Origin of the sequence: Zeaxanthinibacter enoshimensis (genome assembly GCF_004362865.1) — a bacterium.
In the GTDB taxonomy this organism is placed as follows: Bacteria; Bacteroidota; Bacteroidia; order Flavobacteriales; family Flavobacteriaceae; genus Zeaxanthinibacter; species Zeaxanthinibacter enoshimensis.
In genome coordinates this window covers 617896-630754 of sequence record NZ_SNYI01000002.1, presented here as the reverse complement: position 1 = coordinate 630754, position 12859 = coordinate 617896, and the positions used below count along the sequence as shown (strand labels likewise).

Genomic DNA, 12859 nt, shown 5'->3' with positions numbered 1-12859 from the left:
AGGAAAATTGGTATCGATGCCTGTAAAAATACAGAAAAGTTAAACTTCGCCTGATTTCTTCCAATACAAGGTGTAACTTTAGATACTTTCAAAAACACATCTCATGCTTAGACAAATATATATTCTCTTCCTTCTTTTACCATTAATGTCTCTCTCGCAGGATCCCTGGTTAAAAGGATTTGAAAAACCGGCTGAAAACCCGATCATGCAAGCCGATGATCAGTATGAATTTTTCTGTCCCATTCAGCAGGATTCCGTAAAATGGCAGCAGGCAGATGTCTTTAACCCTGGAGCTGTTGTACGCAACGACACAGTTTTTATGCTTTTCAGGGCTGAAGATGATCCTGAGGCTATTCTTGGGGGGCGGACTTCCAGGATCGGACTTGCCTATAGTACCGATGGTATTAACTTCACAAAATACCCGGAGCCAGTACTTTACCCGGAAAAGGATGAATTCAGGAAGTGGGACCACCCGGGGGGCATCGAAGATCCCAGAGTCGTAGAATTGGAAAATGGCGAATACCTGATGCTGTACACCAGCTGGAACCAGGATACGGCCCGACTTTCAGTTGCCACCTCCCCCGATCTGAAAAACTGGAAAAAACATGGCCCGACCTTTCAATCGGCCTACAACGGTAAATTCCTGGATACCTGGAGCAAATCAGGATCTGTGGTGACAGAAGTTCGCGACGGGCGACTTATCGCTAAGAAGATCAACGGTCTGTACCATATGTACTGGGGGGAACTTTTTGTAAACCTTGCCACCTCGGAAGATGGAATTAACTGGACTCCCATGGTGGAAGAGGATGGCACTTTATTAAAAGTGTTTAAACCCACCCTGAACGACTTTGACAGCCACCTGGTAGAACCGGGGCCTCCCGCATTATATACTGATAATGGTATTATCCTGCTTTATAATGGCAAAAATTTAAGTGGAGAAGGGGCAGGGTCTGTAGTGCCCGAAGGCACTTATTGCGGTGGGCAGGTACTGTTTAACAAGGAAAACCCGGAAGAAATGATGAAGAGGTTGGAAAAACCCTTTATCTGCCCGAGCCTGCCACATGAGATCACGGGACAGTATAAGGCCGGGACCACGTTTATCGAAGGCCTGGTGCTTTACCAGGGCAAATGGTTCCTTTATTATGGTACCGCCGATTCTATGGTTGGTGTAGCCGTATCAGAGCAAACGGAGGGCCTATAACTGATTACATTTTCCGTAGCTGACCCAGGAATTCAAGGCTTTTGGGAACCTGCTGCACTACACTGGAGGATTCATCTTCAATAAAAAGATAAGGAATCCCCAATTCTCCTGCCCTGCGAACCAGGGCGGCAATATCAATGGTGCCGGTTCCCAGGGTTACATTGGTTTCCACATCTTCATGACCGGAAAGATTACCCTTAACTCCTGCTTTCATATCTTTCAGGTGCATAAGCTTAAATTTGTCCGGGTAGGTGTTCAGCAATTCCATAGGGTCTTCACCTCCGTGTTTCACCCAGTACACGTCCATTTCAAAATCAAAGTCGGTCGCCTGCTCAGCCATGAAATCAAAAAGAGTACCCTTCCCGTGTTTGGCAAATTCATATCCATGCGGGTGATACACCAGGGTCAGACCTGCGGCTTTAGCCTGCTTCCCGGCCTGGTTGAACACTTCCACGGCACTTTTGGCATCGGCCATCTTGAACTTGTCTTTGTGGGGAATCCACGCACACATGATATACTCGGCGTCATAGTCTTCCGCTCTTTGGATCGCTGCAGCAGGATTGTCCCGGAGTTCTTCAAAAGAACTTCCCACGCTCACTACCTGCAGGTCATATTTTTCAAGGAGATCCTGGAATTCATCCAAAGGCAAACCGTAGGTATCCCCTCCTTCCAGACTCTTAATGCCCCAATCACTGACCAGTTTAAGGGTACCCTCAACATCTGTTTTGAACTGTTCTCTCAGGCTGTAAAGTTGTAAGCCAATCTCCTGTGCGTATCCCAGGCTGGAAAAAAGGGTTATACATAAGAATACAGCAGCATGGGCAAATGTTTTCATAGCCTTAATATTTAGATTAGCTTATCAGGTCAGCAAATTACCATTTTCGTCCCACTCCGCGATCACACCCCGCTTACTTTGGTCCACACATTTAGCGATCCATTCCTCGTCATAGGCTACGCCATGTTGTTCAAGTACATCTTCAGGGACACCATCCCAAACATTGGGCATATTTCCCTGGTATCCCAGGTCCTCTATCCCCATCTTGGATGTATAGTACCCGGTCAGCGTCAGGTTTCGCATCATGGAAAAGAATTGAATTTCCAGGGGTTGTTCGTTCATGGGAACTTCCGGATCATAGAAGGCAATAGCGTCTAAAAGCTGTTTTTGCTGGGCTTCTTCTGCCGATTTGAATTCAAGGTTGTATTCGGTATTGGATTTATGATCTAACCACATGAGCCCACCCCTGAGGGTAGCCTGCATTTCCGGGATATCTTTAGCCATGAATTCTATGAAGGCAGGGGTTCCCGCATCGGTGGCACTGCCAAATTTATCATTAGCTGGCAGGATAAGAGCGCATAATACGGCTATGGTCTCCATCTCATGCTCGTTGAAGAAAACCTCCTCTTCAAGTTCCATGATCAGCTCTTTTTCCTTGGGTGTTCTCCCGTAATTATATGAGTAACCCTGTATGGCAGATTCTTCCTGGGCCACTTCGGCCTCAGGTTTACAACCGTGTAATGCTAACCCTCCTGCTACTGTTCCGAGGAATAGAGATTTTAAACTTTTTCTCCTGTCCATTTCTTAAATATTTTGTTGTTTCAATTGATCGACAAGGTAATCTGATGCGCGCCAAGCCAGCGCCAGGATTGTCCAGGTACAGTTCTTATCCGCCTGGGACACAAAAGGCCCTGCATCCATCACAAAGACATTATCCACTTCGTGCAGTTGCTGATGCTTATTCACCACTGATCTCTTAGGATCGTCACCCATCCTGGTGGTACCCACCTCATGAATGATCCTTCCCGGGGTGAGCAACCCATAATCTTCCTCCTTTGGAGGCCTGTCACCCAGGACTTCCCCGCCCATATTGTGGATGAGTTCTTCAAAGGTCTCCTGCATATGCTTGGCTTGTTTTCTTTCGAAATCGGACCACTTGTAATGGAACCGCAGGACAGGAATCCCGAATTCATCGACCGTGGTAGGATCTATTTCACAATAGTTATCCTCCCTCGCGATCGCTTCTCCCCTGCCGCCGAAACCGATGACAGAACCGTAATATTTCTTCACATCTGCCCTTAAGCCTTCCCCGTATCCACCGGTGGGCAGGCCAAAGAACTTGTTGAATTCGTTCGGGTTAAAACCAAAGCCGTAGCCCGGCATTCCCATTCCTCCCCACACTTCTATATGGTATCCCCTGGGGAAATCCAGGTTCTTGTTATCCAGCCACCAGGGAGTATAAACGTGCATTCCACCAACCCCATCTTCATTATACATTTTCCGGTTCATCAGGTCCGGTATAAAGCCGGCCCGGCTGGCACCGGTAGAATCGTGGAGGTATTTCCCAACCACATTGCTCCCGTTCCCCAGCCCGTTGGGATGCTGACTGCTTTTAGAGTTCAGCAGGATACGTGCAGAGCTGCATGCAGAGGCGGCGAGTACCACTACCCTGCCCTTTAATTTATATTCTTTCCTGTCGTCTTTGCTGATATAGGATACACCCGTAGCCCTTCCTTCTTCATTGGTGGTGACTTCACGCACAACCGAGTTTACATAAAGATCTACTTGTCCACCATTCTTCTGCGCGGGGAAGATCAGGCAGCTACCCGAGGAAAAATCAGCATACACCTGGCAGGCACGGGAACATTGCCCGCAGTAGAAACATACTCCTCTTTCTTTATTGATCTTTTTGGTAAGCATGGACATCCTGGATGGGATGACCGGGATATTCGATTTCCTGGCTCCTTTTATATAGAACAGTTCGTGCAGCCTGGGTTTTGGGGGTGGCAGGAAAAAACCATCGGGATCGTTCGGCAAACCTTCATTGGTTCCGAAAACTCCAATGAGTTTATCCACCTTATCATAATAGGGCTTTACATCTTCGTAACCAATGGGCCAGTTATCCCCGAGCCCGTCTATATCTTTATGCTTAAAATCCTTAGGCCCGAAACGCAGGGATATCCGCCCCCAGTGATTGGTCCTCCCTCCCAGCATATGCGAACGGAACCAGTCAAATTTAGTTCCATCCTTATGGGTATAGGGTTCCCCTTCTATTTCCCAACCTCCGTAGGCCGTATCAAAATCTCCAAAAGGCCGGACAGTCCCGGCGCCTCTGCGGGGGGATTCATAGGGCCATTTTAACTGGGTCATTTGGTCGGGATCTGCCGGGTCAAAGTACGGACCTGCTTCCACTACGGCAACTTTAAGGCCAGCCTCTGATAATACCTTGGTGGCCATTCCGCCACCGGCGCCAGAGCCTACAATGATAACATCATAAACCTTGGCCTGTTCTTTAATCTGCATAGGAATAGTCTGGTTTGGTTTATTTACAATTTGACTTAGAAAATTAAGTATTTAAAATAGCAAATACCTGTTAAAACTGCAGAATGATCAGAAAAGAGCAAGAATTGAAAAAAAAAGTTCAAGGCTGTGAAAGTTCTTTCAGCAATTGGAATTTTACAGGACCTTTTTAAGGTTAGAAAATTCGTTACGGAAATCCGTCGGGGTCTGCCCTTTCATTTTCCTGAATACCCGGTTAAAATTTGCAATACTGTTAAAGCCGCTGGAAAAGGCAATTTCTGATATACTCAGGTCCTTTTCGATCAGCCAGCGGGAGGCATAACCAACGCGGACTTCATTCACATACTCCACAAGGGTTTTCCCTGTACTCCTTTTTATGAACCTGTTAAAGGATACATTGCTCATATTCATAAGATCGGCCATATCGTTCAGGCTGATCCTCGAGGAAAAATTCTGGTGAACGTAGTCATATAACAATTTGACCTTATCCCCCTGTTCCGTATTATCCGGGCTCACCGTGTTGGTCGATAACAGTCGCTGGTTAGGCGTCTGGGCCAATTCGTGCATGATCCACATCAACTCAAGGAAACATGGCATCCCGGTCATGCCCGTTACTTTTTCAAGCCTGGGGATGATGTGCCGGATCTCATCGGCAGAGAACAAAATTCCATGAGCAGACCTGTCTAACATATTCCGGATTGGCTGCATGAGGTTACGCTGCAGGAATGAGTCGTGAAATAGGTTTTCAGGGAACTGAATGGTTATTTCATGTATATTCTTCTGGGTACAATTGTGCTGTTCCCACACATGGAAAAGATTGGGCCCTACCAGGACGAGTTCGGTGTTATCGATTTCCTCGATATGATCGCCTATGACCCTCCTCACCCCTTTTCCACCACTGATAAAATTTAATTCAAAATCCGGATGGTAATGGACGGGGTAATCAAAACAATCCTTTACCCTTTCACAGACATAAAAACTATCCATTTCGGTAAGCGGGGTGATTTCACGGTGTATTTTCTTGAGGAAACTGGCGATCATTCCTTAGTTGAGAAGTTTGGTTTGGTTCAAAAAATGTGCTTGTGAAACAACAATATTAATCAAAATTTAACTTACTATTCCACATTTTCCCCATTGAAAAATGCCAATTAACGTTTTACAATGTTTACTAAAATGTTAATTATTTGACAAAATAGTTTTGATAGTCTTAATAATAAGTTCTTATTTTAGAGGTATTAATAAGAATTCTCCTGGATTTTTTTTCTTCAACCTTCAGATGTAAGGGTGTTGACTGGGATGCAGGAGAATACGAATATTTATAACTAACCTAAACAACTCAAGATTATGAACCAAAGAAGTGATTATCACTCATTGAGATCAGTGCGTGGTAACTTTAGCTATTTGACGGTTTTGTCTTTCTTGTTCTTCATGGTGGGGGCCTTCGCATTTGCGAATCCTGCTGATGCACTGAGGTCCGAGTTCGACTACCAACAAACCATTACCGGAACCGTTACAGACGGGGACGGAATTCCTCTTGGAGGAGCGAACGTTCTTGTAAAAGGAACTACAAAGGGAACCCAGACCGATTTTGATGGGAATTTCACCATTGAAGCTGATTCGGATGCAGTCCTTGTTTTCAGTTTTGTCGGTTTCACCCCCCAGGAAATCCCTGTAAACGGACAAAGTGTAATTAATGTGACTATGGCTGAAGATGCCGCCCAGCTCAGCGAGGTGGTTGTTCTGGGATATGCTGCCCAGACCCGGGGAGATGTAACCGGATCTGTCGCCTCTGTTGATGTATCCGAGGCAACGAAGGCTCCTATTGTCAACGCTTCCGAAGCACTGGAAGGAAGGGTAACGGGGGTAACTGTTACTAATGCCGGTAGCCCTGGTGAAGCGCCCAAGATCAATATTCGTGGTTTTGGTACTAGTAACAACACCAACCCGCTGTATATCATCGATGGGGTACAAACAGATAATTCGAATGTACTTAACAGTATCAACCCTGCTGACATAGACCAGATCAACGTGTTGAAGGATGGTGCAGCAGCTATCTATGGAGCAAGGGCTTCTAACGGGGTTGTGATTATCACTACTAAAGGTGGAGGTTACAACCAGGAAGAAGCGATTGTTTCCTTTAACTTCTACACCGGTATCTCAAGAGCTACAAATATACCGGAGCTCCTGAATGCACAACAGCACGGAGAAATGATCTTCCAGAGTTTGGCCAATGACGGTGCCACCGTGACCCATCCGCAATACGGATCAGGACCATCACCTGTAGTTCCCAACACTCTCCAGGGATACACAAGGGTTGTTTCTTATGATCCAATAACGCGGGAGCCTGTTAGTGCTACCGTACGTCCCGGAGGAACAGATTGGGTTGACGCCATAACCCAGGATGCTCAAACTCAAAATTTTTCACTCTCAGTACAGAATGGTGGAGAGAACGGCAAGTATTTCATGTCTGCCAATTATCTTAACCGTGAAGGTATTTTCCTGACTACGGGTTTCAAACAAGGAACCACCCGCTTAAATTCAGAATTCAAGCTTGGAGACAGGATAACCATCGGGGAGCATTTAAATGCATCATTCTCTAACCGTTCTACCGGGAACACCGTACAGGATGCTTTAAGGATGAGCCCGCTGATCCCGGTATACGACGATGAAGGAAACCTTGCCGGTTCAGGAGGTCCGGGTCTTAGTAATACCAGGAGCCCTGTTGCACAACTACTCAGAGCAGATGATAACTATAATAAATTATTCCGTGTATTTGGTGATATCTATCTTTCAGCAAACCTGTACGAAGGCCTGACCTTTAAAACTCTCTTCAGTGGTACTGTAGAATCAGGAAATAACAGATCTTTCCTTTCTCTTGACCCTGAACATGTTGAGCCATTGAGCACCAATACACTTACCGAATTCACCTTTAATAATTTCTCCTGGACCTGGAGTAACACGGCGAATTATGTCAACACATTCGGAGACCACAATATCAATGTCCTTGCTGGTATAGAAGCTGTACAGGACAGGTCTAAGGGAAGCCAGATCTCGAGGAACGGGTATTTATTCGAGACTCCCGACTTCTACCTGTTAAGTAATGGTAGCGGTACACCTAATGTGGATTTTGCCTATGATGGCGAAAACGCATTGTTCTCCATTTTTGGAACTGCAACCTATTCTTACGCCGGAAAATATTTTGCCACTGCCACAGTTCGTCGGGATGAATCCTCACGATTCCTCGGGGATAATAAAAGTGATATTTTCCCCTCCTTCAGCGCAGGATGGCTCATCAGTGACGAGGATTTCTACCCTCAGGATGCATGGGTAAGCCGGTTAAAGTTGAAGGCTTCTTATGGACAGCTCGGAAACCAGACCCTGCCCGTAAGCAACCCGACGATTAACATTTCTGCCCTGAATGAAGGTCTGGCAAATTATTCCCTTGACGGTAGCTCAATTTCTACAGGGGCCATCCTTAACCAGGTGGGTAATCCTAACCTGAGATGGGAAACCAGTGAAGTGAAGAATATCGGGGTAGACCTCGGGATGTTGGACAACTCCCTTAATGTATCTTTCGAAGTATACCAGAAAGACACCAAGGACCTGATCACACGAGATTTCAGCCTTATCAGTACTACTGCCATTGATGCTACAGCGCCACTGGTAAACCTTGGAGATATCCGGAACACAGGTTTTGACCTTTCTGTTGGATATGGTAACGAAACCAGTTACGGACTTCAGTATAACATTTCCGCCAACATCTCGCACTATAAGAACGAGGTAAGGGAATTGATCGCTGACTTCCAGGTGGGCCGTACCAACCTCAGGGGCGGGGCTGTAACCCGTACAGAGGTAGGAAGGTCTATTTCTGAATTCTACGGAAGAGAGGTCATAGGGTTCACAGACCAGGGACGATTTGAATACCGCGATGTTGACGGTAACGGGACAATCGATGATGAGGACCGAACCTATATTGGCTCCCCTCACCCGGATTTCACCTACGGTCTGAATGTTGCCTTGAATTACTCCGGCTTTGACATGTCCCTGTTCTTCTCGGGATCACAAGGAAACGACGTATATAACTATGACAAGATCTATACGGATTTCCCTACATTCTTCGATTCGAACCGAAGTGTAAGGGTACTTGATTCCTGGACTCCCAGCAATACGGATGCAACCCTGCCTGCACTGAGCCAGACAATTACCAATTCAGAGACACAACCCAATTCTTATTTCGTGGAAGACGCATCCTTTTTAAGGTTGAAGAATCTACAGGTAGGATACACTTTTGATAATGATATTGCCGGTAAAATAGGAATGGATATGCTTCGTCTTTATGTACAGGGTACCAACCTGTTCACCATTACAGGGTATGACGGGTTTGACCCCGAGATCATTACATTTGACAACTTATCCCTGGGTATAGATGAGAATACATATCCTCTGGCCCAGATATTTACCATAGGTATTAACACAAAATTCTAAAAAAGATGAAAAAGAGATTATTAATGTATGTCAGTGTATTTATGGGCCTATTGGCTTGTAATGACGACTTTACCACAGTTCCGGCTGTCGGCGCACTGAGTGACGACGCCCTTAAGAATGAACAGGGTGTCAACCTCTTGCTTGTAGGCGCCTATTCAGCCCTGGACGGTATCCGGAATAACCAGCCGGCTGCCGACTGGACCGTAAGTGGAGATAACTGGTGGTTTGATGTGATATCCGATGATGCCCATAAGGGAAGTACAGATGGAGACCAGGCAGACCTTTTCCTCATAGAAACCTATGACTGGACGAGTTCTAACCCTTATTTCCTCGGAAAGTGGAGTGGTCTTTTTGCCGGTATTAACCGCGCTAACGCAGTTATCTCGCTTATCAATTCTATTGAAGACGGAGATTTCTCCTCTCAATTGGCAGAAGCACGATTCCTCAGGGGGCATTTTAACTTTGAGCTACAGAAGATCTATGGGAATGTTCCTTATATCTCTGAAGAAAACTACGCAAATACCGAATTCAACCAGCCTAACACAGGCCCGATCTGGGAAGAGATAGAGGCTGATTTCCAGTTTGCCGTAGATAACCTTCCTGCCACACAGTCTTTGGTGGGAAAACCGACCTCATGGGCTGCAAAGGCTTTCCTGGGTAAAGTTCATTTATTTCAGCAGGATTACGCTGCAGCAGGTCCTCTTTTTGAAGACGTGATCAACAACGGGCCATACGCCCTGAATGCAGAGTACCTGGATAATTTCAGCCTTGCCGGGGACAACAGTGCGGAGTCTATCTTCGCAATCCAGTTCACAGCAGACGATGCGCAATCCCTGAACGGGAACAGGGGAGGAACACTTAACTTCCCTAACCCTGGGCCATTCGGTTCTTGTTGTGGTTTTTACCAGCCTACTCAGGACCTGGTGAATGCTTACCAGACAGACGGTTCCGGGTTACCTTTACTCGACACCTTTAACCAAAGCGATGTAGCGAATGATTACGGGGTGGAAAGTTCCGATCCGTTTACACCTGAAGCAGGACCACTGGATCCTCGACTTGACTATACCGTCGGCCGTAGAGGAATAGATTACAATGGTTATGGCGAGCATATAGGAAAAGATTGGATCCGTGCCAGTTTTGCTGATATCTCAGGACCTTACCTGCCTAAGAAGAATGTTTACCAGGCGGGTGAAGAAGCTAACCAGGGTACTGGTGCCTGGGGGCAGCAGCATTCCGGGATCAATTACCACATTATGAGGTATGCAGATCTGTTGCTGATGGCCGCAGAGGTAGCTGTTGAAAATGGCGACCTGACTAAAGCTCTTGGCTATGTGAACCAGGTAAGGAACAGGGCGAAGAATATGTCTTATGTGCAAGATGCAAGCGGGACAGCTCCTGCAGCCAATTACCAGATAGAGCCTTATGCTTCTTTCCCCGACCAGGCTTTTGCCAGGAAAGCAGTCCGCTTTGAGCGTCGCCTGGAACTGGCCATGGAAGGACACCGACTATTTGACCTCAGAAGATGGGGCGTAGCAGAGAGTGTGATCAACGAGTACATTGCCAACGAAGCAAGAACCATAGGTAACTTCGGACAAAAAGCTAATCCGTACCTGCCTAAAATGGATCTCCTGCCAATCCCGGTCAACGCGATTGACCTGAGCGGTGGAGTATTGACACAGAATCCAGGATTCTAATTTATCTAAGGATTATAAAATTAAATGCGGGGCCGAAAGCCCCGCATTTTTTTTTGGTGTTATTCTGAAGTTCCCGGCTGATCCAGCAGTTTGATCGCCTCAGGTACAGAAGTAACCGGCATCTTGCAACTATGATCCCTGCATACATATATAAAGGTCTCTCCGGGTACATAGCGGTTCTTAAATAAGGCTTGTTCGCTCTTTGAAGCAGATCCTACCAGGACCGCATTCGGAATGAACCGGGCCTTCATCTCGTTAAGTTTCTTGACAGCATCAGGTCCAACCACTGCCACCTCGTAAAACGGGTAGACTGTCTGCAACAGTAAAGTGTTCCATTTTGCATAAAGATCGGGCGACTGCTTAAGCTGGGGCAGGATCAGTTGTAGCATTTCCACAGATCGCTCCAAATAACTCTTGTTGTAATCCAGGTGCCCGAGGATCAGCAGGTTCTCTGCCATGACAGCATTGGGCGAAGGTAATACCCCATCATCCGTTTTGTAAATGGTGGCGATCAACTCATTATCATCCTTAAAGCGGAATAAACCCGCATCCTTATCGTAAAACTTACTTTCGGAAATTTCAAGTAATGTGCGGGCATAGTCCAGGTACTGTTCTTCCGTGGTTACGGAATACAGGTCCAGGGATGCACTGATCATATAGGCATAATCTTCAAGGAATCCCTCCTCCTGCTCACTACCCTTTTTATAGGTGTGGATCAGCTGATCTCCTTTGGTGTTGTGCTCCCGGAGAAAATCAAATATCCCAATGGCCCTCTCCAAATATTGCGGGTCACCCAAGGCCTCGTATGCCCTGGTAAATCCACTGATCAACAGGGCATTCCAGGAGGTGATGATCTTGTCATCTACTCCCGGGCTTACCCTCTTATTCCTCGCGGGCAAAAGTAACTTCTTCCATTCCGTTTTCTTCCGCCCTAAAATTTGCTTATCCAAGGGACTATTTACCAGATAGGCACTATCCGTACGTGGCCGGGTAAGGATATAACTATTGTTTTCCCAGGGTTGCCGGCCTTCTATCCCGTAATAGGTCGCAAATTCATCATAAGATTCACCAAGAACCTCTTTCAGCTGATCTGTTCGCCAGGTATAGAACTTCCCCTCCTCACCCTCGCTATCGGCATCCAGGGCCGCATAATACGCTCCGTCCGGGTGGCGCATTTCCCGATCCAGGAAAGTACTCGTGGCTCGTATCACGTTTTCATAACCCGCTTCCTTATACAGGGAGTATCCTTCCGCATATAGCTCAAGCAGTTGGGCATTGTCATATAGCATCTTTTCAAAGTGGGGCACCTGCCAGCGATCATCGGTACTGTAGCGGTAAAATCCACCGCCTAACTGATCATAGACTCCTCCCCTTGCCATCTGGTCCATGGTGGTACGGACAAAAGCCAGTGCATTATTATTTTCTGCTAGGTAACCATATTGAAGGAGAAAAGACAAATTCACGGGAAGCATGAATTTCTGCCGCCCTTTCTGTCCCCCGAATTCAAGATCCCATTGTGGTTGCCAGGCCGTAATGATATCATCCAGTAAATGGCTGCTAAGATTCTGATTTGAAGCAGGTTTAGATACCAGGTTTACCGCCTGTATCCCCTGTGCCACTTTATCTGCATATTCTCTTGCACGGTCGGGAGAATCCTTATACAGGCTGCTTATCTCCTGGAGAACCTGCATCCATTCATCCTTGGTATGGTAAGTGCCCCCGTATAGGGGTTTTCCATCAGGGAGTGTTATTACATTAAGCGGCCACCCCCCGGAACCTTGCAAAAGCTGTAAAGCAGTCATATAGACCTGGTCTATATCCGGTCTTTCTTCCCGGTCGACCTTAATATTGATAAAATTTTTATTCATCAACTCGGCCACCTCTTTGTCCTCAAAAGTTTCTTCCTCCATGACATGGCACCAGTGGCAGGAGGAATATCCGATACTGACCAGGACGAGTTTATCTTCTTTGGCCGCATCTTCGAGCGCTTCTTCGCTCCAGGGACGCCAGTTCACAGGATTGTGTGCATGCTGAAGTAGGTACGGACTGGTTTCATTGATCAGTTCGTTCGTAAACTCGTGTTTTTCCTGTTTTTCAGTGTCACCTTTACAGGCTACAAATAACAGGAATAAACAAATTATCGTGGGGATAAAAATTTTAGTGCTGAACATTGGGACAGTCTAA

Annotated in this window: 8 protein-coding genes; 3 read left to right on the top strand and 5 right to left on the bottom strand. The window is 46.5% G+C overall.

Annotated features, from left to right (window positions below):
* Window positions 1-103: 103 nt before the first annotated feature.
* Window positions 104-1201: a glycoside hydrolase family 130 protein gene (locus tag CLV82_RS08995; RefSeq protein WP_133643975.1), complete on the top strand. Its 1098-nt coding sequence runs from the start codon at window positions 104-106 to the stop codon at window positions 1199-1201.
* A gap of 4 nt (window positions 1202-1205) precedes the next feature.
* Here the strand turns inward: CLV82_RS08995 and CLV82_RS08990 are convergent, their stop codons facing one another.
* The 4 genes from CLV82_RS08990 to CLV82_RS08975 all read right to left on the bottom strand — a co-directional run bounded on the left by CLV82_RS08990 (window position 1206) and on the right by CLV82_RS08975 (window position 5537).
* On the bottom strand, window positions 1206-2036 hold the full coding sequence (locus tag CLV82_RS08990) for a sugar phosphate isomerase/epimerase family protein (RefSeq protein ID WP_133643974.1): 831 nt from the start codon (window positions 2034-2036) through the stop codon (window positions 1206-1208).
* 24 nt (window positions 2037-2060) lie between these two features.
* On the bottom strand, window positions 2061-2777 hold the full coding sequence (locus tag CLV82_RS08985; RefSeq protein WP_133643973.1) for a gluconate 2-dehydrogenase subunit 3 family protein: 717 nt from the start codon (window positions 2775-2777) through the stop codon (window positions 2061-2063).
* A gap of 3 nt (window positions 2778-2780) precedes the next feature.
* Window positions 2781-4499, bottom strand: coding sequence for a GMC family oxidoreductase (locus CLV82_RS08980; RefSeq protein ID WP_133643972.1), 1719 nt, complete (start codon window positions 4497-4499; stop codon window positions 2781-2783).
* A 153-nt stretch (window positions 4500-4652) separates the two neighbouring features.
* Window positions 4653-5537 (bottom strand): helix-turn-helix domain-containing protein, encoded by an 885-nt coding sequence (locus CLV82_RS08975; RefSeq protein ID WP_133643971.1) that lies wholly within the window; start codon window positions 5535-5537, stop codon window positions 4653-4655.
* A 303-nt stretch (window positions 5538-5840) separates the two neighbouring features.
* On the opposite strand from CLV82_RS08975, the gene CLV82_RS08970 reads away from it, so the two are divergent.
* A complete protein-coding gene (locus tag CLV82_RS08970; RefSeq protein WP_243744177.1) occupies window positions 5841-8981 on the top strand; it encodes a SusC/RagA family TonB-linked outer membrane protein in 3141 nt (1046 codons plus the stop codon).
* A 5-nt stretch (window positions 8982-8986) separates the two neighbouring features.
* The gene (locus tag CLV82_RS08965) at window positions 8987-10675 is read left to right on the top strand and encodes a RagB/SusD family nutrient uptake outer membrane protein (protein ID WP_166636691.1); all 1689 of its coding nucleotides are present in this window, start codon (window positions 8987-8989) and stop codon (window positions 10673-10675) included.
* A gap of 59 nt (window positions 10676-10734) precedes the next feature.
* Here the strand turns inward: CLV82_RS08965 and CLV82_RS08960 are convergent, their stop codons facing one another.
* Entirely contained in the window at window positions 10735-12846 is a 2112-nt protein-coding gene (locus tag CLV82_RS08960; RefSeq protein WP_133643970.1) for a thioredoxin domain-containing protein, read from the bottom strand.
* Window positions 12847-12859 lie beyond the last annotated feature (13 nt).

What these genes read in the sequence shown, in the direction of transcription:
- CLV82_RS08995 (WP_133643975.1), top strand. Translation starts at nt 104, where the DNA reads ATGCTTAGACAAATATATATTCTCTTCCTTCTTTTACCATTAATGTCT.
- CLV82_RS08990 (WP_133643974.1), bottom strand. Translation starts at nt 2,036, where the DNA reads ATGAAAACATTTGCCCATGCTGCTGTATTCTTATGTATAACCCTTTTT.
- CLV82_RS08985 (WP_133643973.1), bottom strand. Translation starts at nt 2,777, where the DNA reads ATGGACAGGAGAAAAAGTTTAAAATCTCTATTCCTCGGAACAGTAGCA.
- CLV82_RS08980 (WP_133643972.1), bottom strand. Translation starts at nt 4,499, where the DNA reads ATGCAGATTAAAGAACAGGCCAAGGTTTATGATGTTATCATTGTAGGC.
- CLV82_RS08975 (WP_133643971.1), bottom strand. Translation starts at nt 5,537, where the DNA reads ATGATCGCCAGTTTCCTCAAGAAAATACACCGTGAAATCACCCCGCTT.
- CLV82_RS08970 (WP_243744177.1), top strand. Translation starts at nt 5,841, where the DNA reads ATGAACCAAAGAAGTGATTATCACTCATTGAGATCAGTGCGTGGTAAC.
- CLV82_RS08965 (WP_166636691.1), top strand. Translation starts at nt 8,987, where the DNA reads ATGAAAAAGAGATTATTAATGTATGTCAGTGTATTTATGGGCCTATTG.
- CLV82_RS08960 (WP_133643970.1), bottom strand. Translation starts at nt 12,846, where the DNA reads ATGTTCAGCACTAAAATTTTTATCCCCACGATAATTTGTTTATTCCTG.